This is a genomic window from Alicyclobacillus acidiphilus NBRC 100859, assembly GCF_001544355.1.
Classification (GTDB): domain Bacteria; phylum Bacillota; class Bacilli; order Alicyclobacillales; family Alicyclobacillaceae; genus Alicyclobacillus; species Alicyclobacillus acidiphilus.
On sequence record NZ_BCQI01000016.1, the window covers coordinates 1 to 26,715 of the forward strand.

The window sequence follows — 26,715 nt, forward strand, 5'->3', positions numbered from 1 at the left end:
TATTTCAAAATTCAACAGGCAGTTTAGTTATGGATACGGAAATGGTTGGGAAGAAAGAGGTCGCAAAGACCACGCAATCCACCTTCGTGATCAAGTTGAATCAGCAGCAGTTGGACCAAATCAACGGCCAAAGCGACGCGGACGCTGGTTCGACGGGGAACAGTGTGACGAACAGCGTCTATGGACCAAGCGACGATGACGGATCGGCCAAGACCGTCATGGTGATTCAATTGAATATCAAAACGACCTTCGCCTACGCGAAGAAGCCTGTTTCAAAGCCGAAGGGTCTGTAAACGAGTCGCGAATGCGTTGTGACATGGTGGTTCAACGAATGAAAAGGATCGCCCGGCACTTGCGACTGCTTGTGGCGGCCTTTTTTTTGTGTGTGTCACAAAAACAGGCGTTGCCTCGTCACCTCGGTAAGAGGTGATCCCGTGCAACGGCGATATTCGTGGATGATAGGCGTCGTGATCGCAATCGGCGCCGCGGGCGTGGGCTTGGGAATGGAAAGGTGGGAGCGCGGCGGAGATCGAGTGAAAGCGCAGCCTGCAACAATCGTGCGGCAGGCAGCCAACGCAACTGTTGTCCGCAGTGCTCAGACTCCAGCGGCCAAGCCAGCCGCGAAACTGCAGTTGTCGGCCGACTGGCCGACCTTTGGAAACAACCTGTGGCAGGACAGGGTGTCCCCCATCTCGTTTTCGGCGACGGGGCAGCAATGGACAAAACGATACGAGATCCCCATCGCGTCCGGTGGGAGCAGCGAAACCTTCCCGCTGGAGCAAAACGGGACGCTGTACGTGACGACGATGCAGGGGGCCGTGATGGCCATCGATGCGGCCACAGGCAAGCGGCGCTGGACGTATTCGCCGACGCTCCATCTGGATCAGGGAATTCCGACCATCAACCGTGGAGTCGCGCTCGGCCTTGGCGACGTCTTTGTGCTGACGCCGGATGATAAGCTGGTTGCGCTGTCGCAGAAGACTGGGCAAGTCCGCTACGAGGTGACGGTGGCGGACGAGGACGAAGGGTATTTTGAGTCGATGGCGCCGCTCTATGCGGATGGCAAGGTGTTCGTCGGCAGCGCAGGTGGAGACGAAGGCGTGCGCGGCTTTGAAGCGTGCTACAACGCTAGCAGCGGCAAATTACTGTGGAGGACCTTCACGATACCCCAACGCGGCCAGGGGTGGGTGCCGAAGACGGGCGATCACGGCGGCGGCGCGGTATGGAACTCCCCTGCCTACGACCCGGCCACCAACCAACTGTTTTTTGGAACAGGGAATCCGTCACCGGACTATTTTGGCGAGCAGCGATCCGGGCCGGATCCCATGACGGACGCGATTGTTTCCGTTCGCGCTGACAGCGGCCGCGTCAACTGGTACCGCCAAGAGGTGGCGCACGACTTGTGGGATTACGATGTCGCATCGCCGCCGATGTTGTTTCAGGTAAACGGCCAACTGGCCGTCGGCGAAGCGGGCAAGGACGGACGATGGTATGAATGGTATACGAAGACGGGTCGCCCGGTGTTTGGACCCGTCGCGTTTGTGAAGGAGCATCATGTGCCGCCGACGAGCGAGGCGACCCTGGAATGGCCGGGATCGGAAGGCGGTGCGAACTACGGGCCGAGCGCCTACGATCCGGCTGACGGCGACGTGATCGTCAGCGGCATCAATGGTCCCGAATACGTTCGCGCAGCCCCGACCACGCACACCAGCTATCGCGTGGACGACGGAACCGACGCCACCGCCGCGCCTGCGGGAGATTGGACAGGAACACTGACCAGTATCGACACGGCGACCGGGAACGTGGTGTGGCAAAAGACATTGGCCACGCCCGCGATCGGCGGCGTCACCGCGTCGATTGGAGGCACCGCGTATTTCGGCGAAGCAAACGGATGGCTTTACGGCGTCGACATGGCGACAGGGAAGACCGTCTGGTCGTACAACGCGCATATTCCAGCCGGCAGCGCGCCCATCCTCTATCGCGCGGGCGGGCACACCTTCCTCACTTTCGCGCTTGGCGAAAGCGCGTCCCTGCAAGGACTGTTCCCGTATGACGGCGATGTGGAGATCGTGACCTTCCAGTTGGCTACTTCGTCACGTCGAACATCGTGATCATGCCGCTCATCTGCGAGCCGTCCGTGGTGTGATCGGCGATGTGGCAGTGGAACAGCCATTTACCCGGCTGATTCGCGACAAACGAGAGATCGTAGGTCGATCCCGGCGACGTATCGATGGTGTCCAACGTCAGCGGGTCCTTGATGGGGTACCCGTCCTGGTTGATCACTTGGAAGTGGAACCCGTGCAAATGCATCGGATGGTCCATCGATCCGATATTGATCAGGTGAACGAGCACCTTGTCCCCGACTTTTGCCGGCATGACGGGCGTCGCTGGATACGACAGACCGTTGATGGTGTATCCGAATTGAGGTGAATCGTTCACGATCAAGGTATATTCGTCCTGGTACCCTGGGTGAACTTGCCGCCAGCCTGTCCCTTTTGGCTCGACGATGAATGGGCCCCACAGCCCCATGTTTTCCTGCTTCAGCATATCGGTCATCGGATGGCTGTGGTACATGTAGGTTCCAGCCGGCGCATTCACGGTAAACGTGTACGTCCAGGTGTGACCGGGTTTGATGTCGGGCTGGCTGATGCCGCCCGTTCCATCCTGCGCGAACGGCACATCCAAGCCGTGCCAGTGCACAGTCGTGCCCTCGGGCAATTTGTTGTCGACGATGATTTTGACCTTGTCGCCTTCATCCACCTTGATCTCCGGCCCCGGCACGCTTCCGTTATATGCCCACGCTTCGACCTTTTCACCAGGCTTCACCTGCCACCAAACCGGTTCTGCCGTCAAGTGAAACACCTTGACGCCGTTCACCAGCTTGTACGGCAACAGGCGAATATCGTCCTTTCCCTCCGGTTCGCCAGACGTGCCAGTTCCGAGCGGCGCGACCTTGTCGCTCGTCGTCTCGCTGCTGCCCGCAGCCGAATTGGTGTCGCTGGTGTCGTTTGACCCGGACATGTTCATGCCCATGTTCATGGAGTTGCCCGACGCGGAATTCCCGGATGCGGACGACGCGGACGATCCGGTGGCTGTGACGATCACGGTGCCGTTCATGTCCCCATGGTACGCACAAAAATACGGATACGTACCTGCCTTGGTAAACGTGTACGAGAACGATTTACCCGGATCCAGTTCACCTGAATCGAATTTCCCATCCGCCGTTCGATCCGCGCCGCTCGTCACCGTGTGCGCCATCGAGTCGTCGTTTTTCCACGTGACAGTCGTACCGACGGTCACGTGGATACTGACAGGCTGGAATTGCGAGTCTTGCAGATTTACCGTCGCATGATGGCCTTGAACGACAGGTGAACTCGTCATGTTATTTGTCTTGTTCCCCGCGCCGTTTGTATCTGTGTTTGGCGACTGACAGCCGGCGAGCCCAAGAAGGCTGACGGCCGCGATCGAGAAAAGCGCACGTCTGAGTCGCTTGTTCATCGGCTACGTCCTCTTTCTTCATATGGAATCAGCTCTGCTAGTTTTTCCAAGGTCCAATCATACGGCGTTTGGGTGGGCTTGTCGTCAGCAAAAAGGACCATTTTGAGGCCGAATCGGCCGATTGACAAAAAACGGTCACAAGGCCGGGGCTGGTGGGAGCGGCGTGGCTGGGTGGCTGACACGGGGGTGACACGGGGGTGAAATAAGCGGCCGTCAGCCGCTTATTTTGGCGGAATGACCGGATCGAAAGGAAATAGGCGGCCCCGAGCTGCTTATTTGCCTCCGGTGCCCCCGAAACGGCGCGGTTACAGGCAAATAAGCGGCCGTGGACCGCTTATTCGTCGCGAATGAGACGATTCGACACACATAAGCGGCCTGAGGCGGCTTATGTGCGTGCCATTGGAGATGAGGCCAGTTGCTGGGCATAAGGGTCAAGCATGGGGAAGCGCGATCGCGATGGCCGGCGAAGGGCGAAGGCGATCGCAAGGGGCCGGGGCTGGCGAGCGGCCGGGGTGAAATAAGCGGCCGTCAGCCGCTTATTTTGGCGGAATGACCGGATCGAAAGGAAATAGGCGGCCCCGAGCTGCTTATTTGCCTCCGGTGCCCCCGAAACGGCCCGGCCACGGGTAAATAAGCGGTCGTGGACCGCTTATTCGTCGCGAATGAGACGATTCGACACACATAAGCGGCCTGAGGCGGCTTATTCGCGCCCCGCCCGCGGCCCTGCCCGCGCCCCGCCCTCGCCCCGCCCTCGCCCCTCGCCCCGCGCCGCTCCCCGCCGCCCACCTGGCTGCCGGCTCGGTCGCGCCCCCCCCTCGCCTTTACTTCACTCGAACGCTGTACTGTTTCATCCACTCATTCGTTTCGTAAAGGTAGTGGAACATTTGGGCCGTGCCCATAATCTGTCCGAACCATGGGCGGTGTTCCGTGGGACTGTAACTCATCTGCGCGAGTGCGCGGACAGACGACGGATCGATGAAAGGCAGAATCGGCGACGACGGATCGTTGACCACGGCCAGGGCCTTCTCGCGCACGAGTGCCAAGTACGCGGGATTGGGCGTCGATGGGTATGGACTCTTCTTGCGGTACAACGCGTCGTCAGGCAGATAGCCTTCCATCGCTTTTCGGAGAATGCCCTTCACTTCGTTCCCGACGGTTTTCATCGACCAAGGGATGTTGAATACATATTCGACGAGGCGGTGATCGCAAAATGGAACCCGCACTTCCAGGCCGGAGCCCATGCTCATTCTGTCTTTCCGATCCAGCAATGTCGGCATAAACCTGGTGATGGACAAATAACCGATTTCGCGCACGCGCGCGTCGCGGGCATTTTCCCCGGGGAGTTTCGGAACCTCCGAGAGGGCTTGCAGATACCGTTCACGAACGTATTCATGCGGTTTGATCCGCTGTTTCAACTCATCCGACATGATGCCCATCCGCTCATGCAACCTGAGCGACCACGGGAATGTGTCGGCTTTGAGCGCGTCTTCGCGGTGAAACCAAGGATATCCGCCGAAAACCTCGTCTGCCGCTTCGCCGGACAGCGCCACGGTCACATCTTCCTTCACGCGCTTGCAGAACAAAAAGAGCGATGTGTCGATGTCGGCCATGCCGGGTAAATCTCTGGTGTGGAGCGGATGGAGCAGGTGTTCAGCCAAATCGGGTGTGTCGAAGATCACGCGATGGTGCACGCTGCCAATGAACTTCGAGATTTTCTCAGCCCATGGCCCATCCAAGCTCTTCTGAAACGCGTTCGCCGTGAAATGCTTTTCCATGTCCTTGAACTCAATGGCGTACGTGTGCAAAGCGTCGCGGCCGGTCCGTTTGAAGTAACGGGCGGCGATCGCGGATACGACGCTCGAGTCCAAGCCTCCGGACAGGAATGTCGCGATGGGAACATCGGAAATCAATTGCCGCTCCACGATGTCAACCATCAATTCGCGGACGCGCTCCACCGTGGTGTCGAGCGAATCTTCGTGCTCGTAGCTCTGCAGCTTCCAGTACGATTGCATCTTCATGCCATCCGGCGAACCAATCAGGATATGGCCGGGCAGCAACTCTTCAACCTGCTCGAACACGCCATGGCCTGGAGTCCTGGCGGGACCCATCGAGAAAATCTCGGCCAAGCCCTCTTCCGTGATCACGGGTTCGATGGCCGGGTGCCTCAGCAGGGCTTTGATTTCGGATCCGAAGATGATGCCTTGCCCCACGCGGCTGATGAACAAAGGTTTGACGCCGAGTCGATCACGCCCCATGAACAAACGCTGATTCGCATCGTCCCATATCGCGAAGGCGAAGATGCCGTTCAATTTTTCGACACACTGGGGCCCCCACGCCACATAGGAGACAAGCAGCACTTCCGTGTCCGAATAGCCCTCGAAGTGGTAGCCAAGCGACACGAGTTCCCGGCGAATGTCTTCGGTGTTGTACAGCTCGCCGTTATATACGATGGTGTACGCCCGTTCGCCAAATGTCCGGGTCATCGGTTGAAGCCCGCCGTCGGGATCGACCACAATCAATCGACGATGTGCGAATACCGCATGACTCGTCACCCACAGCCCTTCAGCATCAGGCCCGCGCGAGCACAGCGCATCTCCCATGGATTGCACGATTGGGGTTTCATAACTGAGGTCGCGGGTCCAATCAACCCACCCTGTAATTCCGCACATGCGCTCTTCCTCCTCAAACGTGAATTCCGCCTTACGAACGCAGGCGCTGACAAAATCTCCACAGCTTATGACAGAGATGGGCGTTTGGTGCCCATCGACTCGGCGGATTTGGCTGCGAGTGTTCCGTCGGGGTTCGTGCAAGGGGCCGGGCCAGGGCTTGCGCTATGACTGGTTCAGCGCGTCGGCGATCATTTGCAGCACTCGGGCTCGCGATCTCGCTTCAATCGCTTCATATACTCGCGTATTGGGAAGTTGAGAGAATAGGTCGTGGCTTGGTCCGCCGAGTCGATCGTTGGTGTTTACCTCAAATAACCAAATTCCACCCAATTCATCCAACCCGTAGTCGATCCCGACTTCCTCAAACGGATAATACGTGTCGAGTGCATGGCAGATGGCCAAACTGGTTGTGTTCAATTTTTTTGTGAGTGCGCGCCTGGTTGGCTGCTTTTGATATAATTGTTGCAGTACTGCGGATGTTGGAAGCACTTTGCCGTGCCCCGTTCCAATATTGGACACGATACTACCCAGCCCTCCAACGCGGACAAGCGTGCCAGCCACCAGCCACTGGTCTCGTTGATCGCGTTGACACAGAACGCGAACATCGAACGTGCGGCCGCGCCACTTGGCGACGGGTGCTTCCTGCTGAACAATCGTGGTGTTCAATGGGTATCGGTTTTGCAGGGCTTCCAACGCTTCCAACGCGTTTTGAGGCGTGATGCGCAAACCGGAACTGAATTGAAGCGCCCAGCCTGATTTGCGGCGGTTCAGTCTGGCAATGTCGTTTCCGCCCCATGTATGGCATGGCTTGATGTACCATGCGTCAAAACGGTCCAGCATGCCGGGGGATGTGTGTTGGAGCAGTTGTGTATAAGGTAGATTGAGGTTTGGCAAGTTCGCTTCGGTCAAGGCCAAATACATTTGCCATTTATCGAGAAACAGCCGATTCATGTCCAATTGACCACGCGGCAACGGTAACACCTCCGTTTGATCACCACCATATGCAAAGTGTCTGTGGGAGGGATAAGGGTGACTGTCTTCAATTACACAGAGCAGTTGGCGAAAGAGATGCTGAAACGAGACGAAATCAATTCCATTTTGACTTGCAAATGTGAGCAATGTGTCGATGATGTGCTGGCGATGGCTTTGAACAAGCTGCCTGCCCGCTATGTTTCAACCGAGTCCGGCCGCGTCTTCGTCAAGGCGAACTACATGCAGCCGCAATTGCAGTCCGACGTTCTGAAGGAATTGACGTCGGCTGCCATGGTCGTGGCCAGTCATCCCCACCATTCGCGCGGTGAGCAAGGCGGGAGCGTGTAATACGGATGGATGTCGGCTCGGCACCTGATCGACATGAATTTTGGATGCGCGCCGCTTTGGCTCAAGCGGCCCAGGCGCAAAGGGCAAACGAGGTTCCAATCGGCGCGGTCGTCGTTTTCGAAGACACCGTCGTCGGAGCTGGCTTCAACAGGCGGGAATCCTGGCGCGACGGCACGGCCCATGCGGAACTCATCGCGCTCCAGGAAGCGAGTCGACGGTTGAATCGCTGGCGGTTGACAGGCTGTTCGCTGTATGTCACACTTGAACCCTGTCCAATGTGTGCTGGCGCGATTATGCTCTCTCGCGTGAGCCATTTGGTGTATGGCGCGGCGGATCCAAAGGGCGGTGCCATTGAATCGAAAGTGGGATTGCTGACTCCGGGTCTTTGGAACCATACTCCAAACATTACATCTGGCATTTTGGACGAAGAGTGTGCTAAAATACTAAAGGATTTTTTCCGGCGCATTCGTACGGTTCGTACTGACGGGGCGTACTGAATGAAGTCATCGTGGAGAGATGTCTGAGTGGTCGAAAGAGCTCGTCTCGAAAGCGAGTAGCTCCGCAAGGGGCTCGTGGGTTCGAATCCCACTCTCTCCGCCAAGTAACTTGATGTCCGGCAGAGCGCTCGCACTGTCGGACATCTCCTGTTTGGAACCAACTCAAGTCGCGGTTTCTGACCAAGACCTGACTGGGTCCCATGCGGCGAAAACTCCTGAATCGTGTCAGGTCCTGACGGAAGCAGCACTAAGGGAGACCTTTCGGGCGACGTGGGCGTGCCTAGTCGGGGCTTGGTCAGAGATCGCGATTTTTGCGTGATGGACGTGATGTGCGTCGATTCCTTGCGTGACGTCCCCGGCCTTTCGTAAGCTCCCTGCTCAAAGCCCCATTCCTGTTGTCATATCCTGTCGAGCCTGCGGAAGTTTTGTCACGGAGAAGGAATCGTTCAATCGCCTTCGAATACTCCCAGAACAAATCTGAGCAGGAGACAGGTGATTCTGGTGAAACAACTCGTCAAACAATCCCAGCAATACCGAGAACATGTCCCTGACATCGAATTGTTGAACGCGGGCGTATTGTACATTTCAAAGGATCTCGAAATCGGCATATTGAACGATATTGCGTCCGACTTGCTCGGAGCGCCCAGAGGTGTGATGCAGCACCAGAATCTTCGGGATTTGCTGGGAGAAGATACCGAAGAATACGAGTTGATTGCGCACATGGTGCACAGCGAGGCGGAGTACCGAGACGCTGTGGTGAAGTGGGAAGTCGGCGGAATTGTGCGGCACGTGTTAGTGGATACCTATTTACACCAGTCGTCGGATGGTCGCGTCTATGGGATATATATGGTCATGAAAGATATGGGCAACTTTGCGCTGCTGGATCAAACGACGCAGCGGGTCGAGAAAATGGCGACTGTCGGGAAGCTGGCGGCCGGGATCGCCCATGAAATTCGCAACCCGCTCACGACGGTGAAAGGGTTTCTGCAGGTTTTGGAGCAACGCCTGCAGAACGGCGTGATGAGCGAGGAAGTTCAGTACGTTCAGATGATGATGGGGGAAATCGAGCGAGTGAATTCGCTCGTGGCGGAGCTCTTGTTGCTGTCTCGTCCGCACGAGATGACATGGTCGACGTTTGCGGTGGCCGACGTGATCCATGACGTCTGTCGCGCAATGGAGGACGCGGCGCGTCAGGCGGGCATCCAAACGTCTTTTCATATCGACGGGGAGATTTTGTTGCAGGCGGATCGCAAGATGATCCAGCAACTCTTGCTTCATTTGATCCGCAACGCCATCGAGGCGATGGAAGGGGGGGGCTCGCTCCACGTCGAGGCGCGGGAAGTGCAGAAGTGCGTCGAGATCAAGATCTCCGACACGGGGCCCGGCATTCCATACTACCTGTTCGATAGGATTTTCGACGCCTTCTATACGACCAAGGAAAAGGGTACAGGCCTTGGCCTTGCCATATGCCAGCGGATTGTGACCGATCACGGCGGACACATTCGCGTTTCTTCCAAAGGGTTCGGCACGATATTCACGGTTTCGCTTCCGGTGAGGCGAGAAGCCTCCATCCATCCGCTTGTGCACTCGAACTCGAAAGACCAGGATTCACCTTGATGGGGCCGGTTCATCGACTGCGCGAAAGCGTACTTCGTGAAACGTGGTCGTTCCTGTGGTAGTGTTAGACCAGAGGGGGGACGCGTGTGGCCTACCAAGCATTGTATCGGACCTGGAGACCACAGTCGTTTGCCGATTTTATTGGGCAACCACATGTCCGGCAGACGTTGATGAACGCCATAGCCAGCGGGCAGGTTGCCCACGCCTACTTGTTCTGCGGCCCCCGTGGGACGGGCAAGACGAGCGCGGCAAAGCTGTTCGCGAAGGCTATCAACTGCACGGCGCGCAATGGCTCGGAGCCTTGCAACGAGTGCGATGCGTGTGTTTCGATCACGCGCGGGAACAATGTCGACGTCGAGGAAATCGATGCGGCTTCGAATCGCGGTGTCGACGAGATCCGGGAATTGCGCGATAAAGTCCATTACTTACCGACGACGGTCAGCAAGAAAGTTTACATTGTTGACGAGGTACACATGTTGACGACGGAGGCGTTCAACGCCCTGCTGAAGACGTTGGAGGAACCTCCCGCGCATGTCGTGTTCCTGCTTGCGACGACGGAGGCCCATCGCCTCCCCAGCACCATTGTATCGCGCTGCCAGCGCTTCGATTTCCACCGGATTGCCACGGAGACGATTGTGGAGCGGCTGTCGGAAGTCGTTCAACATCAGCAGTGGACGGCGGAAGCCACGGCGCTTTGGAAGCTTGCGGAGGCGGCCGACGGCGGCTTGCGCGATGCGCTGGGGCTGCTTGAACAAGCGGCCGCGTTCGGCCAAGGATCCATCTCGGAAGAAGAAGTCGCTTCGGTGATTGGCGGCGTCGATACGCGTGCTTTGCTGAGTCTGGTCGCGGATTTGGCCGCCGCCGAGCATTTGAAGGCGTTGGATCGCCTGGCGTCGTGGTACGCCAACGGCAAGGACCCGACGCGGATCGCAAACGACCTGTTGCAAGTGTTTCGAGATTTGTTTATTGTCATGCTAGCCCGTGGGGACGACGCCTTGGCCGGCAAGCCGGTGGAGCCTTATCGGGCGATCATCGACGACACGAAGGTATCGACTGAATGGATTCTGACCGCGTTGACCAAACTTGGTGAACTATACACGCAAATGCGTTATGTCGAGCAGCCCCGACTGGCGTTGGAAACCTGTTTGCTGACCGTCTCAGCCTTGCCGCGAGGTGGCAAGGCTGAGGCTGTGCCGATCGCGACGGCAGAGCCAGCGCAGCGGGGGGCGGCACCGACCGCCGTTGCACCGACCGCGGTCAGACCAAGTGCCGCTCCGACGGCATCGGCTGCCGCGGTGCCGATCACCCCGCTGAACCAGCCGGTTGCGGAGCCGGGATCGACGCGCGCGCCCAGTCAGGCTGCCACCAGGCGGCGCCCTGGGGCGACTGGCGATCGCAAGCGGGAGACGCTGGAGCGCCTGTTTGCCGAACGCAATCCAGAGCTCGAAGACATGGTGAAGTTGCGCTGGCCGGATGTGCTGGACAAGGTGAAATCGGACAGAATCCAGACGCACGCGTGGCTGACCCACGGTGACGTGGCGCTGGTCACAGACTACGCCGTCGTGTTGTCGTTTGGGAGCAAGATTCACCGCGAGGCGGTGATGAAAGCGACGGATCGACAGACCATCGAAGCGGCTTTTCAGGTCATTTTGGAGCGGGATTTTCAATTATTCGCTTTGTTGAAATCGGATTGGGACGACTATCTTGCCGAGCGCGAGGCGAGTCAGCGGCAAGCGGAATCTGAACAGCCGCAGAGGGATATCGTTGCTGCCGCAGTCGAATTATTCGGCGCGGATAAAGTCATTTTGGAAGACGAGGGATGATGAGTCATGAAAAATATGAATCAACTGATGCGCCAGGCCAAGAAAATGCAGGAAGAATTGCTGAAAGCCCAAGAGGCCTTGGGAGAGCAGGTCGTCGAAGGCAGCGCCGGCGGCGGTGCGGTGAAAATTTCGATGAACGGGCACAAGGAAGTGACATCGGTCGTGATTAGTCCAGACGTTGTCACTCCAGACGACGTCGAAATGCTGCAGGATTTGGTTCTGGCGGCGTTCCAGGACGCGCTTGGGAAAGTGAACGAGATGACCGAATCGACCATGGGCAAGTACACTAAAGGTATGAATATTCCAGGGTTGTTCTAACATGTGGGGATACCCGGAACCTGTAGCACGCATGATTGAGCAGTTTATGAAACTGCCCGGCATTGGTCCAAAGACGGCTGCTCGACTGGCCTTTCACGTCATGGGCATGGAAGAACGAGACGTTGCCGAGTTTGCGAAAGCCTTGCAAGACATCAAGACGCAGCTGACCGAGTGCGTCATCTGCTGCAATATTACGGAAACATCGCCGTGTTCGATCTGCAGCGATCCAAGGCGGGACAAGTTGGTGATTTGCGTCGTTCAGGAGCCCAAGGACGTGATGGCGATGGAACGCACGCACGAGTATCACGGGCTGTACCATGTGCTTCATGGGGCTATCTCGCCGATGGAAGGTATCGGCCCGCAGGAGATTCGCGTCAAGGAACTCGTGACGAGAATCGGCCAAGAGGATGTCGATGAGGTGATTTTGGCCACCAACCCCAACGTCGAGGGGGAAGCTACGGCGATGTATATCTCCCGTCTCCTGAGGCCGTTCAACTTGAAGATTACAAGGATTGCCCATGGATTGCCTGTCGGCGGAGATTTGGAATACGCCGACGAAGTGACACTCGCGAAAGCCCTCGAAGGCAGACGTTCGCTGTAATCTCCTGAATCCTCCATCGTCTCTCATCATCTCTAGCAAATTGTCTCGTTTCGGTCATATTCGGTCCCCCTTGCGACTAAGATGTACTAATTGGACAAGGGGGGCGATCCGATTGGAACACGACGATCAACTTCAAACGAATTCCCCAGCCGTATCCGTGGATGTGCAACACAGGACAAGCGTCGATTCACTTGGACAGCAGCCGCCGAAAGGTCACACTTCGCCATCGCACGAAGTGGATCTCGACCGCATCAACCCTCAGAATTTCCTGAGAGAAGTCCTGAAGAGCCATCGAGAACTGGAGATTGCCAGAAATTTGTTTGATCAAGTATCCGATCCGTTGCTCATTGACCATATCGTATTCCGCATCGGCGCCGCCGAGCGACATCTGAATTATCTGTTCCGGACGGCGCGCGAACGGGGGATTTCCTTTGAAGGCCGCCAGTGGGACTGGGTTTCCGACGAATGGCGGATCAACTGAACTGGTGTTGCGGCAGGAGGTGAGGAACCATGGCTGGTCTGCACATTCCGCCCATCTGGTTGTGGTGCGGAGCAATCGTGATTGGCGCATTTTTGATAGGGCAGTTCTTTCGTAGGCCAGGTCGCGCGACATGGGTCATCTTGCGCAACATCGCCATCGGATGTGTATTGGTTTTGGCCGTCAATTGGGTAGGCGCGTATCTGCATTTTCATCTGCCATTCAATCCGCTTACCGCAGTGACGGCGGGCATCCTGGGGATCCCCGGGATCGCAGCCCTGATTGCGTTGAAGCTGTGGGTGATGGTGTAAACCCCAGGGTGTTACCGCCGCCGATGGGTGCGAAGGGGCGCCGCCTGGCGCGTCTTCACGAAACGTGCTCCGTATTTCGCCAGAATGCGTCCAATACCCGGGATGGACCGCAATTCGTCTTGGCGCAGCGCGCCGCTCCTCAGGACAAGCAGCAGGTACAGCAGGGCGCCCAGTCCGCCGGTGACAAGCAGTTGGATCACATAGGCGATCTGGCGCTCTGCCTTCGTTCCTGTCAACATGCCGTGCAGGCCTGCATGGATACCCCAGTTGACAACGAACAGGAAGATGACAAGAACGATAGAGGCTCGCAGAAACGGGCGCATGATCCTCGTGACGGAAAAATGGACTTGACCGTACTTGCGCACAGCCGCAACGTTCAGCAGCGACGAGAACAGGTACCCTACGGTCGTCGCGATGGCTGCGCCAATCACGGAGTGTGTCGTGAGAATAAGCGCGAAATTGAGCCCCGTCTTGATGGCCACGCCGATAAACATGTTCCGCACTGGCCGATACATCTTCCCCAAACCTTGCAGAATGTACGTCGAAATAAGCTCCATACTTGCAAAGATGCTCATAAACGAGACGGTGGAGATGATGGTCGATCCCGCGGACATGCCGAACAGGGATTCGTTAATCGGGCGGCTCAGTACGAGCAGGACCGCCGACGTCGGAAAGCTTAACAGAAACATGCTCCGCAGGGTAAAGACGATATTGGATTGCAGCTCGGACTGATCGCGTTTCGCACGGGCCGCAGAGACCGACGGCAGGACAGATACGCCAATCGCGTAGGCAAAGGACATCGGTAGCATCACAAGGTACATGGCTTGGCGCGTGTAGATGCCGTAGTTGGTCAGCGCTTGCTGGTACGTTTCACCCGTGGCCTGCAACAGGTTGGTTACGGTCCAAGAGTCGACCACATTGGCGATGGGGACAACCAGCCCGCCCAAGCTGACGGGAAGGGCCAATTTATAGACCATGCGCAAAATCTGTCCGTTGCGAAATGGGCTCTCTTCATATCCGTACGCGCGTTCTTTGCGCCGGAGCCTCCAAGCGAATCCAATCAGCAGGACCAATGCCGAGATTCCGCCGACAAAGCCTCCAAACGTCGCCGCGGCGGCCCCGTCAACGGTCCGGTTGCCCTTCCACACATCGACGACCAGATATGCCCCAACTACCATTGTGATGACGCGGAACAACTGTTCTATCGTCTGCGAGTAGGCAGGGCCTTCCATACGCTGGAATCCTTGCAAATAGCCGCGCAAGCCGCTGATCGCCGGAATCACCAGAAGCATCAGCGACACCGCGCGAATGGACGGTACATTTTGCGCGACAGATTCGTGCGCGTTCTTCAGCGAGGTCATGTTCGCGAACAGCGGTGCGCCAAACCACATGCACAGGAAGGCGACGATGCTGAACAGCATCAGCGATCGCATTGTCACGCGATAGATATGTTCCACAACAGCGCGCTCACCGTTGGACCTTCGTTCGCTGATCAGTTTGCCCATGGCCAGCGGAAAGCCGGCTGTTGCCAGTTGTTGAAGAATGTTGTAGATGGAATAGGCGTTGCTGTATATCGCATTGCCAGCAGGTCCGATGATGGCCGTCACTGGGATGATCCAAACCAAGCCAAGCACCTTCGCAATGGCTACGCAGATCACATACAGAGAAGCTCCACGGGCTAGGCTCGACGTTCCGGGACGACTCACCTCTTCACCCCCATATCGATGAGATTATAGCACAGGCCGTCACCCCTGTTGGACAAGTACCGATCCCCTTTCAGAAACAAGGACGTGCGTTCGTCATAAGGTGTGGAGAAGACCGGGGGTGGGACGCATGGCAATCACAAGTCTGTTGACCATGCTCGCTTTGGCCATCGCAGCAAACCTAGACAATGCCGGCGTCGGCATCGCATACGGCGTTCGAAAAATCCATATTTCCACGTTGGCAAATCTGATTGTGGCGTTTATCACTGGAATTGCCACCATCCTGTCAGGATGGGTCGGCAGCACGCTCAGCCGCTATATCCACCCGGTTGTCGCAAACGGAATCGGCGCGGCGGTGATGTTTGCCGTCGGCCTTTGGATCATTTCGGAACCGTATCGATCCCGCCGAAAGCGTCTCAAAGCGGCACGGAACGGCAGCGTGATTGGGAGAATATTGGAAGATCCGGCTGAGGCGGACTTCGACAAATCCAAGACCATAGGTATGCTAGAGGCCGTCATATTGGGCATCGCGCTCGCGATGAACGCGTTCGCAGGCGGTTTCGACGCAGGCGTCACGCATTTGAACCTGTGGGGCACCACGCTGTTTGTCACGGTTTTCTCCTTCGTTCTACTTGGCTTGTCTGCCTATCTGGGGCGGCGCTATGCAGCGAAGGCGCTCGGCGACAAAGCCACGCTGATTGCCGGACTTTTGTTGCTGGCTATCGGTGTGCATCAGATTTGGTAGGTATACGGAAAAGGGTTTTGAGACAAACTAGAGCAAGATAGACAAGGTTATGCGAGAAGGTGTGTTGGATGGTGGAACCCGTGAAAAATGTGTCGCTGGCGTTGTCAGAGTGCATCATCTGCCACAAGCCGAAGGAAGAAGGCATCCGGATATTCGGCCAGATGATTTGCTTGGATTGCGAACGCGAGATCGTGCATGCCGATGTCGGAGACGAGGCTTATTCCCGCTACGTGGAAGAAATGAAACGCATCTGGTTGTCCGCGCTGTCGTTGTCACATTCGATTGACGAAATGAACTGACGAGAAGTCAGATCACGGGCCGCGGACCTGCACAAGGCCGCACAGTATCGACGAATCCGGGCCGATGCTCGGATTTTTTCATTGCTTCAAAATGGAGCTTCCCGATATGATGGAAAGACACAATAGTCGATGCGGAGAGGCGGTCGTCGATGCGGGCCGAGCAACACACAGCAGATGATGTATCAAAATTCGGCATGGGAGACGGAACTGCGGCGGGGGCTGCGCCCGTCTTGGACGCTTTGTTTCGCCACGCTGGTCAAGAGCGGGTCTCTCTTCATGTTCCAGGTCATCATGGAGGGAAATCCATCCATCGGGCGTTGTCGCCGTGGCTCGGTCAGGCAACCCGACTGGACGCGACGGAACTGCCCGGTTTGGACAATCTCCACCAGGCCACGGATTGCATTCTTCAATCGCAAGAAAGAACAGCTTCATACTACGGTGCACGTGCGACCTACTACAGTGTGAACGGTTCGACCGCCTGCGTGATGGCAGCCATTCACGCGTGCGTGCGGCGAAACCGTCGACAGGTCGTCCTGCTCGGACCGTGCCACGTGAGTGTTTGGCGGGGATTGGCTCATGCGGATGCCCTGCCTGTGTGGATTCCGTCGGCGTGGTGGCCGGAATGTCAGACGTTTTATCCGCCGCGAGGCGCAGATCTGCACGCGGTCTTGCGGGATCGCGCCGATGTGGCGTGCGTCGTTGTGACATCTCCAAGTTATCAGGGATTCTTGGCGGACATCGCGGAGATGGTCCACATCGCGCACGAGTACGGCGTGCCTGTCATTGTCGACGAAGCGCACGGCGCCCATCTGGGCTTGACGACCGGGCTTCACCAACACAGCGTTCAATTGGGAGCCGATATCGTCGTCCAAAGCCCGCACAAAACGTTGCCGTGTCTGACGCAGGCGGCTTGGGTGCACGTTGCGGGTGATGTTGTGGACCCAGCCCAAGTGCGCGAAGCGCTGAATTTCTTGCAAACGACAAGTCCCTCGTACCTGTTGCTCGCGGCACTCGACGCCGCCCAGGCATGGCTGCACGGCGAAGGGCCCGAAGCGGCCAGCGCGACACTGGCACGGCTCGCCCGTTATCGCGATCCCGACATTCACACCGCACAAGGCATCAAGGCGGATCCGATGCGGATGTGGATACCGACTGGCAGACTGGAGTTGAGTCTGGCCCTGAACGACGTGCTGGTCAAGCAAGGTGTTTTTCTCGAATACGCGGATGGGTCCGGGGCGTTGGCGATTTTTGGCTTCGGCCAGCCGATCGCGGAATTGGAACGGTTCTTTTCTGTTTATCAGCACTGGCGCGATGCGAATTCATTGGAACTCGCCGAGCCACATATGGATAGCGTAGGCGACTTGTACAGGAGTGTATCGCCTGACGACCTTGTGCTGACGCCCCGCGAAGCCTGGCTCGCGCCTGGCCGGCTCGTCTCGCTGGCGGACGCCGTCGGTCGGCCTTTGAAAAGGGCCATCGCGCCGTACCCGCCTGGTGTTCCCATGCTGTGGCCTGGGCAAGTCGTTCAAGGCCATCACGTGGAGCGGATTCGCGCGCTGTCGGCTGCCGGATTGACGGTTCTTGGAGTTTCGGACCACGAACAGATTGAGGTGTGCGATGACGTTGGGTAAGGGTATTTTCATCACGTTTGAAGGGATCGACGGCGCTGGCAAGACGACGCAAATTCTGCGGCTGTCGCGGTGGCTCGAAGGCCAAGGTCTGCACGTGGCACGGACGCGCGAACCCGGAGGCACCGCGATTGGCGACGCCGTTCGCTCCATACTCCTCAACCCTGCGTACGACGACATGTCCCCCAGGGCGGAGGTTCTCCTGTACGCCGCGTCGCGCGCGCAATTGGTGGACAGGGTGATCCGACCGGCGCTGGCGGAGGGAAAGGTCGTCCTCTGCGATCGATTCGTCGACGCGTCCATCGCGTACCAAGGCGCTGGGCTGCAGTTGGGTCCGGAACTGGTGGCGCAGGTCAACGCGTTTGCGCTCGATGGCTTGCGTCCGGACATCACGATTTTGTTCGATCTCGATTGGGCGTCCGCCCGCGATCGTCTCGTCCGCTCGCGGGGAGGCGGGCAGTTGGATCGAATTGAACAAAGGGATGACGAGTTCTTCCACCGGGTTCAATCGGCCTTTCGCGAGATCGCCAATCGTGAATTGGAACGCGTCAAAATCGTCGACGCGGCGCAGGATCCAGACGCCATAGAGCAGGAAATACGCGACATCATATGGAAATATATCAGACAAAGTTAAAGCAATGAACGACACGAAATCCATAGGCAGGTGACTGAGAATGAAGCTGATCATTGCGGTTGTGCAGGACAAAGATAGCGCAAAGTTGGCACAAAACCTGGTCAAAGAGAATATTCGGGCGACCAAGCTTGCGTCGACAGGCGGATTTCTTCATGCCGGCAACACCACCTTCCTCATTGGCACCGAAGATCATTTGGTGGATCACGTCAAGAGCATCATCCAACAGTCGTGCAAGGCGCGCGAACAGGTCGTGGCACCGATGTCGCCGATGGGAGCCAGCATGGAGTCGTACATTCCCTACCCGGTCAACGTGCAGGTGGGCGGGGCGACGGTATTTGTCCTCGACATCGAGCAGTTTGCGCAATTCTGAAGTGCGGTTGACCGCGTCGCTGCGTCGCACAACGAAGATGCTGGGGGGTGTCGCAGATGATGGACGAGCGCAGCGAATCCGTTTTGCCACATGTCGACTTGCCAACGTCGCTCCTGGAAGGACTTGTGTCGGGCAGGATGCCGCACGCGCTTCTGCTCATCGGGCCGGTTGGGCCAGCTTCCATCGCGCGCGTCGCGGCACGTTCCCTTGCTCAGCGCTTGTTGTGCGCCAATGGCGAGATTTCCTTGGCGGAGCCCTGCGGCAGTTGTCCCTCCTGCGTTCAATTCGCATCCGGAACACATCCTGATTATTTTGAAGTCACCGACGCTCCTATCCGCACAGGCGATGTTGAAGCGGTACAACGCTGGTTGGTCACCAAAGGCCATTCGGGCAAAAAGGTGTATCTGCTCGAGGGCGTTGACACGATGACAGGCGTCGCCGCGAATCGCATGTTGAAGACCCTGGAGGAACCGGAAGCCAACGTGTACGCCATTTTGACGGCCTCCCGACGGCAAACCGTGCTGTCCACCATCCGCTCTCGGGCGTTTATCTACGAACTCGCCGCGCCCGACGCGTTTCGGTCTTCGGATCACGACGTCATTCCCAAACTGCAAGCTTTGCTCGGCGATACGGAAAATGATTCGTTTGATGGCTTCGTTGAGAAAATGATAAGATGGACGGAGATGTGGCTTCTTGAAAGAGAACCCACTCTCCTGTTGGCTGCCAGGTGGCAGTCGTATTGTGAACAGGTACCTGCGACAGACAGCTTGATGTTTCTCGCCGAATGGCTGCGTGACATCCTGTATTCCCGCATCGGTGCTTCGCAGCGCCGATTTCGCGATTGGGAGAATCACATCTTGCGCTTTGCTCCCATACTGGAAGTTGAACAGTGGGCCAACGCGGTACAGATTGTATTAGACAGTCGATCCCGTCTGCAGTCTCACGTCGTTGCACTCCTCAACTTCGAGCAGATGTGTATCCGATTGCGGGAGGTTTCAAACTGATGTATGAAATAGTCGGCGTCCGTTTTAAACCCGCGGGAAAGATCTACTACTTTGATCCCGGGGATCTGCCGATACAAAAGGAAACGCACGTGATCGTTGAAACGGCCCGAGGTGTTGAATACGGCAGGGTTGTCGTAGGCAAGCGAGAGGTGTCAGAAGAATCGGTCGTTCTTCCGCTGAAGCAAGTGATGCGCATCGCCACGGAAAGCGACGAACTGACGCTGGCAGAGAATCGCGAACGGGCACGCCAAGCGATGACGACGTTCCGTGAGAAAGTCGCCCGTCATCAGCTCGAAATGAAATTGGTCGATGCTGAATACACGTTTGATCGAAACAAGCTCATTTTCTATTTTACGGCCGAAGGTCGTGTCGATTTCCGCGAGTTGGTCAAGGATTTGGCCAGTGTGTTTCGCGTCCGAATCGAGTTGCGGCAAATCGGTGTTCGCGACGAGGCGAAAATCCTCGGTGGCATTGGTCCATGTGGACGTTTGCTGTGCTGCTCGACGTGGATGGGCGAGTTTGACCCTGTATCCATACGCATGGCGAAAGATCAGAGTTTATCCTTAAATCCGTCGAAAATATCGGGCCTGTGTGGCCGCTTGATGTGTTGTTTGAAGTTTGAAAACGACGCTTATCAAGATCAGGACGCGATGGCGTAAATGAGGTCGGTCCGCTATGGACAAACAATCGTTGTTTGTGCAAGTTGCCAATTTGGAAGAGCGAATCGGCGAATTGTACATGGAACTCGGAACTTTGAAACACACCATCCAGGAACTGATCGAGGAGAACCAACGACTTCGGCGCGAAAACGAGCATTTTCAAGCCGAGTCTGTGGGTAAATCGACGAAACCTGAACTGGGTTCAGCCCAAGAGAACCTTTGGCGAATATATCGAGAGGGATTTCATATCTGCAATGTCAAGTATGGGAGCTTGCGTACGGAAGGCGAGTGTTTATTCTGCCTCTCGTTCATCGAGAGGGCGTAGATCATTGAGGTTTCACTTGTTGAAAGCAAGATTTCACCAGATAACTCAACGGGGTCTGTGCAGTCTCGAGCATCCGCTCGAGGCTGCGCATGGCCCCGTTTTTGGCAGGTGACTCGGTTGAACGGCGACGATTTGACGTTGCAAAGAGCGAAGCTCTCCATTTGTTCCACCCCAATCGGCAATTTGTCCGATGTGAGTCAACGTCTGTTGGATACGCTGCGATCCGCGGACGTTGTGCTGTGCGAGGATACCAGACACACGCGCAAATTGCTCACGCACTTTGACATTCATCCACTGCGCCTCGTCAGCTATCATCAGCACAATGAGAAAGCGAGACAAGGCTGGATCGGGGAACTGTTCGCCAGTGCCAAGCATATTGCACTCGTGTCTGACGCAGGGACGCCTATGGTGTCCGATCCAGGGGCGCTCATCGTCGAGACCGCTATTCAACTTGGCGTCGACATCGTTCCGGTGCCTGGTCCGAGCGCCTTGTTGGCAGGTCTGGTCGGAAGCGGGCTGCCTGTGACGCCCTTTGTGTACCTTGGCTTCCCGCCTCGCCAGCAGAAGGAGCGGCAAGCTTGGATTGAACCCTTTGCGAAAGTTCCAGCGACGCTCGTCATCTATGAGGCGCCTCATCGCTTGACATCGACTCTCGCATTCTTGCTTGATACGCTCGGGGACAGGGCCGCCGTCCTTGCCCGCGAGTTGACCAAGCGCTATGAGACGTTCTTGCGATCCACACTTTCGGCGTTGCTCCGCGATGTAGAAGCGAATTCGCCGCGAGGGGAATACGTCGTCATGGTCGACAACAGGCCGTCGGCCGACGATCTCGAAGAGGATGCCGACATGTCGATGACGAGTGCGATGGAACACGTGATGTCGGCGTTGGGCAGCGGTGTGCGGCACAAAGAAGCTGTCGCCGAGGCGGCGCAGCGCTTTGGTGTCAACCGGCGCGAACTCTACAACATGACCTTGAAACGCCGCGACCCGTAAGAGCCTCTGGACGACAAACAAAAGGACTGTCCCGTTCGCCTTGCGGCGTTCATGGACAGCCCTTTTGTTTGTGTTGTGTTACGCGTGTTGCATTTCAGTAATACAAGAAGGACAGATGTTCTTGCCTTTGAAATGAATAATCTCGTCAGCTTGGCCGCAGAAGATACAAGCTGGTTCGTACTTCTTCAGGATGATTCGATCACCATCCACGTAGATTTCCAAGGCATCTTTTTCACCGATGCCAAGCGTGCGGCGGAGCTCGATGGGAATTACAACACGACCCAATTCGTCAACCTTGCGTACGATGCCTGTAGATTTCACTGTACCATCCCCGTTCAAAAATTTGTCTTTCTCTGTATAGTGTTGTTGGAAGTAGCTGCTCCTGCACGCGATTTCTACCGAAGTACGCGAAGCAAGCAATTACTTCTATAGTCTTACTATAATGGATGTATTGTTTTTTGCAAGTCCTTACATTTTTGAATGTCGTTGACGTTCCACGTGCTGACATTCCAAGCTTTCCTGCTATCGTCGTGCTCAGGCTTGCGATCCGGCGTCGTCATCCCGTATCATGTGATGGAACAAGCAATATCCATAGGTCAGATTCTGTGAAGGAATGGTACCCAACGATGCGGTTTTCAGCGAGCCGGGAGGGTGGAAGCCGGCAACAGTGCGGTTGGGGAGTATGGTTCCGGAGAATCGATCACTGAGGTCTGTGCCAAACGGTGCGCTGAGGTGATCGCGGGTTTCCCGTTAGCGAAAGGACGTCTATCGTCCGCGACAAGGCGCGAACTGTGTCAAGGTGTTACTGCTTTGACAAGGCGGCGCGAAGTTGGGTGGTACCACGAGCTTGGCCTCGTCCCAATTGGGACGGGGCTTTTTGGGCTTCGTTGGGCACCTGTATCTGTACACAAAGGAGGATCTTCCATGTCAAAGCCGTCGTTTTACATCACGACACCCATCTACTACCCGAATGACAAGCTCCACATCGGACATGCGTACACCACGGTCGCGTCTGACACCATGGCTCGCTACAAACGCTTGCGAGGCTATGACGTGTATTTCTTGACTGGAACGGACGAACACGGGCAGAAGATTCAATCTCGGGCAGAGCAGGCCGGACTTGAACCAAAGGCGTTTCTGGATCCCATCATTGAGTGGATTCAAGCGCTCTGGAAAAAACTTGATATTTCGTACGACGATTTCATCCGAACCACGGAAGAGCGCCATGAAAAAGTGGTGGCGGACATCTTTGAACGCCTTCTGGCGCAGGACGATATTTATCTCTCCGAGTATGAAGGCTGGTACTGTACGCCGGACGAATCGTTCTGGCTCGAACGGGAACTGAAAGACGGGAAGTGTCCCGAGTGCGGGCGGGAAGTTCAGTTCGTGCGTGAGGCGTCGTACTTCTTCCGGATGGGTAAGTACGTGGATCGGCTGCTGCAGTATTACGAAGACAACCCCGGATTTATCGAACCGGTCGGGCGCAAGACGGAGATGATCAAGAACTTTATCGAGCCAGGGCTGCAGGATCTGTGCGTATCGCGGACGTCGTTCGATTGGGGCGTCCATGTCAAGAGCGATCCCAAGCACGTGGTGTACGTCTGGCTCGACGCGCTGACAAACTACATTACCGCGATTGGCTACGGATCGGACGATCCCGAGGCAAAGGCGAAGTTCGAAAAATACTGGCCCGCCGACGTGCACGTGGTCGGAAAGGACATCGTTCGCTTCCATACCATCTACTGGCCCATCATTCTGATGGCGCTCGATTTGCCGCTCCCGAAGAAGGTGTTCGGACACGGGTTCTTCCTGGCCAAGGGCGGGAAGATGAGCAAGTCGAAAGGAAACGTGATCGATCCCCTTCAACTTATTGATCGCTACGGCCGCGACGCGTTCCGCTATTTCCTGATGCGCGAGATTCCATTCGGCCAGGACGGCGTCTTTACGCCGGAAGCGATGGTGGACCGTTTGAATTACGATCTCGCGAACGACTTCGGCAACCTGATTCATCGTACCGTCGCGATGCTTCATCGGTTCTACGGCGGCGCGATACCTGTGCCGGCTGGCTTGACGGACGAGGAGGAAGCGCTCATCAGCTTGGCCGCTCAAACCCGCGAACTGGTCGAGCGCTATATGGACGAAATGCAATTTTCGCTGGCGCTCTCGGAAATTTGGAACCTGGTTCGCCGCGGAAACAAGTATATCGACGAGTGTCAGCCGTGGAAACTTCATAAAGAGGGCCAGACGGAACGGCTGCAGACCGTGCTGTACCACATGGCCGAGGTGATTCGCCTGGCGACCATCATGGTCCAGCCGGTGATGCCGGACGCGCCCAAGGTGATCCGTCGACAATTCGGTTGGACCGACGAGGAATTTGCGTGGACGGCCTTGAACATCGGTGCCGGCGTCGGAGGGCGCAGGGTGGCCGAGGGAGAACCGCTGTTCCCGAGATTGGACGTGGAAAAGGAGATTGAAGCTTTGACTGAGATGACAACGAGCACCGTGCCGAACCAACAGGCGGCAAAGGATACCAGCGGCCAGCAGGCCAAAGCGGCGGAGAAGGGGCAAGATAAGTCGGGGGCCAAGCCGCAGATTGGCATCGACGTGTTTGATCAGGTCGAACTCCGCGTGGGTCAAATCAAGACGGCCGCCAAAGTCGAAGGCGCTGACAAGCTTCTGCAATTCCAGATCGACCTAGGCTCGGAAACCCGGCAGATTGTGTCGGGCATCGCCAAGTACTACGCTCCGGAAGATCTGATTGGAAAGAAGGTCATCGTGGTCGCCAATCTGAAACCCGCGAAGCTGCGCGGCGTGGAATCGCAAGGGATGATCCTGTGCGCCTCCGAGGGGGATGCCTTGACCATCGCAACGGTTCCGGACAGCATGCCAAACGGGGCCATCGTGAAATGATGCTCGTCGACACGCACTGTCATTTGATGGATCAGCAATTCGCGGACGATCTCGACGATGTCATTCGCCGCGCCGAAGCGGAGGGGATCGGCCGCATGATTGTGCCTGCGGTCGATCTCGCCACCGCGCACGAAGTCATTCGCATCGCCGAGGCGTATCCGAACGTGTACGCGGCCGTTGGCATCCATCCGGAGTCGGCGAACGATGTGCCAGCGTCGCACTTCGACGAGATCGAACGATTGGCCAAGCACGAGAAAGTGGTGGCGATTGGCGAAATTGGCCTCGATTACTACTGGGATTCGGCGCCGCACGCGGTTCAGCAGGATGTGATGGCCAGACAGATCGAGATTGCAAAGCGCGTCGGCTTGCCGATCATCGTCCACAATCGCGAATCGACAGAGGACATCATCCAACTGTTGGACAGAATGAACGTGGCCGAATCGGGCGGCGTGATGCACTGTTTCAGCGGATCGGAGAACGATGCCAGACGCTGTTTGGCGATGGGCATGTACATCTCGTTTGGCGGCCCTGTCACGTTCAAGAAGGCGGACGACGTCCGAGCGGTCGCGGCCGTCATTCCGGATGACAGGATTTTGGTCGAAACGGACAGTCCCTATCTGTCGCCGCATCCGTTTCGCGGGAAGCGCAACGAGCCGAGTCGCGTGAAGATTGTCGCCCAGCAAGTCGCGGACGTGCGCAACGTCTCGTTGGAAGCCTTGGCGGCGCAGACGACGGCAAACGCGCTGCGCCTGTTTAGCAAGGTGGGGTTGTGATGCATGAGTCGTTCATGGATGCAAAACCTGTCATTGCGGAAATTGTGGTGGTGGAAGGGATCCACGACAAGCAGCGCGTGCTAGAGGCGGTTGACGCCGACGTGATCGTGCTCGGGGGAGACAGGCTTGGGTACCGCGTCCTCCAACTCCTGCGCAAGGCGGCGGCGAATCGCGGCGTAATTGTTCTGACAGATCCCGACGGCCCGGGCGAGCGCATTCGCCGGCGGATCGATCAATCGGTTCCTGGCTGCAAGCACGCCTATATTTCACGGGCTGATGCCGCCAGCCCAGCCGGCTTGGGCGTGGAGCACGCCTGTGCGCAGGCGGTTCGGGCGGCGCTTCTCTCCGTCCGACCGATCGGGGACGAATGGCCAAAGGGCACCGACAGGTCTGGTGTCTTTACACAGGCGGATTTGCTCGCGCACGGGCTGCTTGCCCACCCGGACGCCGCCAACCGTCGACGCATCGTGGGTGAGGCCCTCGGCATTGGTTATGGGAACGCCAAGGCTTTCCTGCACAAGTTGAATGCGGTTCGGATTACGGAGGAAGAATTCAAGCGAGCGGTGGAAAGGTTGCGGTAAAGGTGGCCAGTGTGCCTTATGGTTCGGAAGGGACGAGATCGCTCCTTCAGAAACATCATTTCGTGACCAAGAAACAATTGGGGCAAAATTTTCTCATCGACACGCGGGTGCTCGATGGCATCGTCGAGGCAGTGAACCCGAGTGATCGGACTGTGGTGCTGGAAGTCGGACCGGGGGCTGGCGCCTTGACAACGCATCTTGCAAAGCGGGCGAAACGCGTGATCGCCATCGAAAAGGACGAGTCGCTGCGCCCTGTATTGAGCGACGCGCTGACGTCCGCCACAAACGTCGACGTGGTGTTCGAAGACTGTTTGAAAGTGGACCTCGTCCAACTCGTGACGCCGTACCTGGATGAAGGGGACGAACTGGTCTTTGCGGCAAACCTGCCCTACTACATCACGACGCCCATCCTATTCGCCGTCCTTGAGTCGGGATTACCTGTGAAACGCGCGGTGGTCATGGTGCAGCGGGAAGTGGCGGACAGGATGGCGGCCAAGCCCGGCGGCAAGGATTACGGTGTTCTTTCGGTCAGCGTGCAGTATCGGGCCCGGGTGAATCGGCTGTTCATCGTCCCGCCGAGCGCGTTCGTCCCGCAACCTGGAGTCGATTCGGCCGTGGTCCTGCTGGATTGCGCGAATCCTCCGGATGCGCGAGTCAAAGACGAGGCCGTGTTTTTTCGCATCGTCCGAGCGGCGTTTGCGACTCGGCGAAAGACCTTGCTCAACGCCTTGGCTGGCGCGCTTTCGATCCCGAAGGACGTGTGCGCCGCGCGCATTGAAGCTTCCGGGATCGATCCGTCAGCGAGAGCCGAGACATTGTCGATCTCGCAGTTTTCCAAGCTGGCCGAGCAATTTTGACGTGGGCCAGCTTTCGTCGAAATTGGCCTGTGAATTGTAAAAATTCTGTTGACGTTTCCCGCTTTCGCTGAAGGAGGAATATACTAGCCTTAGGTACAAGGGGGG

Annotated in this window: 27 protein-coding genes, 1 tRNA gene, 1 other RNA gene and 1 pseudogene; 25 read left to right on the top strand and 5 right to left on the bottom strand. The window is 57.0% G+C overall.

The window, feature by feature from the left end; translation table 11 throughout:
* Window positions 1-293 (top strand): hypothetical protein (locus AAC01S_RS08260; protein WP_217997819.1); only part of this gene is annotated, 293 nt, incomplete at its 5' end.
* A gap of 141 nt (window positions 294-434) precedes the next feature.
* On the top strand, window positions 435-2,111 hold the full coding sequence (locus tag AAC01S_RS08265) for an outer membrane protein assembly factor BamB family protein (RefSeq protein ID WP_067621226.1): 1,677 nt from the start codon (window positions 435-437) through the stop codon (window positions 2,109-2,111).
* On the opposite strand, the gene AAC01S_RS08270 is transcribed toward AAC01S_RS08265, so the two are convergent.
* From AAC01S_RS08270 to AAC01S_RS08280, 3 genes are all read right to left on the bottom strand, one after another.
* Window positions 2,086-3,498: a multicopper oxidase domain-containing protein gene (locus AAC01S_RS08270; RefSeq protein ID WP_067621227.1), complete on the bottom strand. Its 1,413-nt coding sequence runs from the start codon at window positions 3,496-3,498 to the stop codon at window positions 2,086-2,088. The genes AAC01S_RS08265 and AAC01S_RS08270 overlap by 26 nt on opposite strands.
* A gap of 821 nt (window positions 3,499-4,319) precedes the next feature.
* Entirely contained in the window at window positions 4,320-6,167 is a 1,848-nt protein-coding gene (gene asnB / locus AAC01S_RS08275; protein WP_067621228.1) for an asparagine synthase (glutamine-hydrolyzing), read from the bottom strand.
* Window positions 6,168-6,329: 162 nt separating this feature from the next.
* On the bottom strand, window positions 6,330-7,136 hold the full coding sequence (locus AAC01S_RS08280; protein WP_067621229.1) for a YheC/YheD family protein: 807 nt from the start codon (window positions 7,134-7,136) through the stop codon (window positions 6,330-6,332).
* Window positions 7,137-7,193: 57 nt separating this feature from the next.
* On the opposite strand from AAC01S_RS08280, the gene AAC01S_RS08285 reads away from it, so the two are divergent.
* From AAC01S_RS08285 to AAC01S_RS08330, 10 genes are all read left to right on the top strand, one after another.
* Window positions 7,194-7,484, top strand: coding sequence for a late competence development ComFB family protein (locus tag AAC01S_RS08285; RefSeq protein ID WP_067621230.1), 291 nt, complete (start codon window positions 7,194-7,196; stop codon window positions 7,482-7,484).
* A gap of 5 nt (window positions 7,485-7,489) precedes the next feature.
* Window positions 7,490-7,981: a tRNA adenosine(34) deaminase TadA gene (tadA, locus tag AAC01S_RS08290; protein WP_067621231.1), complete on the top strand. Its 492-nt coding sequence runs from the start codon at window positions 7,490-7,492 to the stop codon at window positions 7,979-7,981.
* Window positions 7,982-7,994: 13 nt separating this feature from the next.
* Window positions 7,995-8,084 (top strand) — tRNA-Ser (locus AAC01S_RS08295).
* Window positions 8,085-8,170: 86 nt separating this feature from the next.
* Window positions 8,171-8,270: signal recognition particle sRNA small type (gene ffs / locus AAC01S_RS20370), an RNA gene on the top strand.
* 212 nt (window positions 8,271-8,482) lie between these two features.
* The gene (locus AAC01S_RS08305; RefSeq protein ID WP_245630128.1) at window positions 8,483-9,598 is read left to right on the top strand and encodes a two-component system sensor histidine kinase NtrB; all 1,116 of its coding nucleotides are present in this window, start codon (window positions 8,483-8,485) and stop codon (window positions 9,596-9,598) included.
* A gap of 86 nt (window positions 9,599-9,684) precedes the next feature.
* Complete coding sequence (dnaX, locus tag AAC01S_RS08310) at window positions 9,685-11,421, top strand: DNA polymerase III subunit gamma/tau (RefSeq protein WP_067621233.1); 1,737 nt, start codon at window positions 9,685-9,687, stop codon at window positions 11,419-11,421.
* A 6-nt stretch (window positions 11,422-11,427) separates the two neighbouring features.
* Window positions 11,428-11,739, top strand: a complete 312-nt coding sequence (locus AAC01S_RS08315; protein ID WP_067621234.1) for a YbaB/EbfC family nucleoid-associated protein — start codon at window positions 11,428-11,430, stop codon at window positions 11,737-11,739.
* A gap of 1 nt (window position 11,740) precedes the next feature.
* The gene (gene recR / locus AAC01S_RS08320) at window positions 11,741-12,340 is read left to right on the top strand and encodes a recombination mediator RecR (protein WP_067621235.1); all 600 of its coding nucleotides are present in this window, start codon (window positions 11,741-11,743) and stop codon (window positions 12,338-12,340) included.
* Window positions 12,341-12,452: 112 nt separating this feature from the next.
* On the top strand, window positions 12,453-12,821 hold the full coding sequence (locus AAC01S_RS08325) for a YaaL family protein (protein ID WP_083511623.1): 369 nt from the start codon (window positions 12,453-12,455) through the stop codon (window positions 12,819-12,821).
* A 29-nt stretch (window positions 12,822-12,850) separates the two neighbouring features.
* Window positions 12,851-13,129 (top strand): pro-sigmaK processing inhibitor BofA family protein, encoded by a 279-nt coding sequence (locus tag AAC01S_RS08330; RefSeq protein ID WP_157071101.1) that lies wholly within the window; start codon window positions 12,851-12,853, stop codon window positions 13,127-13,129.
* 11 nt (window positions 13,130-13,140) lie between these two features.
* Here the strand turns inward: AAC01S_RS08330 and AAC01S_RS08335 are convergent, their stop codons facing one another.
* Entirely contained in the window at window positions 13,141-14,835 is a 1,695-nt protein-coding gene (locus tag AAC01S_RS08335; protein WP_083511624.1) for a putative polysaccharide biosynthesis protein, read from the bottom strand.
* Window positions 14,836-14,962: 127 nt separating this feature from the next.
* Here AAC01S_RS08335 and ytaF point away from each other — a divergent pair, with 127 nt between their 5' ends.
* From ytaF to rsmI, 9 genes and pseudogenes are all read left to right on the top strand, one after another.
* Complete coding sequence (ytaF, locus tag AAC01S_RS08340) at window positions 14,963-15,577, top strand: sporulation membrane protein YtaF (protein WP_067621280.1); 615 nt, start codon at window positions 14,963-14,965, stop codon at window positions 15,575-15,577.
* Between the two features lie 68 nt (window positions 15,578-15,645).
* On the top strand, window positions 15,646-15,876 hold the full coding sequence (locus AAC01S_RS08345; protein WP_067621236.1) for a sigma factor G inhibitor Gin: 231 nt from the start codon (window positions 15,646-15,648) through the stop codon (window positions 15,874-15,876).
* Between the two features lie 149 nt (window positions 15,877-16,025).
* Window positions 16,026-17,507, top strand: coding sequence for an aminotransferase class I/II-fold pyridoxal phosphate-dependent enzyme (locus tag AAC01S_RS08350; RefSeq protein WP_157071102.1), 1,482 nt, complete (start codon window positions 16,026-16,028; stop codon window positions 17,505-17,507).
* Window positions 17,494-18,138, top strand: a complete 645-nt coding sequence (tmk, locus tag AAC01S_RS08355) for a dTMP kinase (RefSeq protein WP_157071103.1) — start codon at window positions 17,494-17,496, stop codon at window positions 18,136-18,138. The genes AAC01S_RS08350 and tmk overlap by 14 nt, the downstream gene beginning before the upstream one ends.
* Before the next feature lie 40 nt (window positions 18,139-18,178).
* Complete coding sequence (gene darA / locus AAC01S_RS08360; RefSeq protein WP_067621237.1) at window positions 18,179-18,508, top strand: cyclic di-AMP receptor DarA; 330 nt, start codon at window positions 18,179-18,181, stop codon at window positions 18,506-18,508.
* Between the two features lie 56 nt (window positions 18,509-18,564).
* Window positions 18,565-19,512 carry a DNA polymerase III subunit gene (locus tag AAC01S_RS08365; RefSeq protein ID WP_067621238.1) on the top strand — a complete coding sequence of 316 codons (948 nt, stop codon included), beginning with the start codon at window positions 18,565-18,567 and terminating at the stop codon, window positions 19,510-19,512.
* Window positions 19,512-20,150 (top strand): annotated as a pseudogene (locus AAC01S_RS08370) (PSP1 domain-containing protein); the annotation flags it as partial. The gene AAC01S_RS08365 and the pseudogene AAC01S_RS08370, both read left to right, overlap by 1 nt.
* A 37-nt stretch (window positions 20,151-20,187) precedes the next feature.
* Window positions 20,188-20,496, top strand: coding sequence for an initiation-control protein YabA (locus AAC01S_RS08375; RefSeq protein ID WP_067621240.1), 309 nt, complete (start codon window positions 20,188-20,190; stop codon window positions 20,494-20,496).
* A gap of 117 nt (window positions 20,497-20,613) precedes the next feature.
* Window positions 20,614-21,489 carry a 16S rRNA (cytidine(1402)-2'-O)-methyltransferase gene (rsmI, locus tag AAC01S_RS08380; RefSeq protein WP_067621241.1) on the top strand — a complete coding sequence of 292 codons (876 nt, stop codon included), beginning with the start codon at window positions 20,614-20,616 and terminating at the stop codon, window positions 21,487-21,489.
* Window positions 21,490-21,567: 78 nt separating this feature from the next.
* Here rsmI and AAC01S_RS08385 read toward each other — a convergent pair whose 3' ends face one another.
* Window positions 21,568-21,810: an AbrB/MazE/SpoVT family DNA-binding domain-containing protein gene (locus AAC01S_RS08385; protein ID WP_067621242.1), complete on the bottom strand. Its 243-nt coding sequence runs from the start codon at window positions 21,808-21,810 to the stop codon at window positions 21,568-21,570.
* 603 nt (window positions 21,811-22,413) lie between these two features.
* Between AAC01S_RS08385 and metG the strand changes: the two genes are divergently transcribed.
* From metG to rsmA, 4 genes are read left to right on the top strand one after another with little or no spacing between them, the layout of a single operon-like run.
* Entirely contained in the window at window positions 22,414-24,399 is a 1,986-nt protein-coding gene (gene metG, locus AAC01S_RS08390) for a methionine--tRNA ligase (RefSeq protein WP_067621243.1), read from the top strand.
* The gene (locus AAC01S_RS08395) at window positions 24,399-25,172 is read left to right on the top strand and encodes a TatD family hydrolase (RefSeq protein WP_174520840.1); all 774 of its coding nucleotides are present in this window, start codon (window positions 24,399-24,401) and stop codon (window positions 25,170-25,172) included. Before metG ends, AAC01S_RS08395 begins: the two co-directional genes overlap by 1 nt.
* Window positions 25,172-25,753 (top strand): ribonuclease M5, encoded by a 582-nt coding sequence (rnmV, locus tag AAC01S_RS08400; RefSeq protein ID WP_245630129.1) that lies wholly within the window; start codon window positions 25,172-25,174, stop codon window positions 25,751-25,753. The genes AAC01S_RS08395 and rnmV overlap by 1 nt, the downstream gene beginning before the upstream one ends.
* A gap of 2 nt (window positions 25,754-25,755) precedes the next feature.
* Window positions 25,756-26,610 carry a 16S rRNA (adenine(1518)-N(6)/adenine(1519)-N(6))-dimethyltransferase RsmA gene (rsmA, locus tag AAC01S_RS08405; RefSeq protein WP_067621245.1) on the top strand — a complete coding sequence of 285 codons (855 nt, stop codon included), beginning with the start codon at window positions 25,756-25,758 and terminating at the stop codon, window positions 26,608-26,610.
* Window positions 26,611-26,715: the final 105 nt, after the last annotated feature.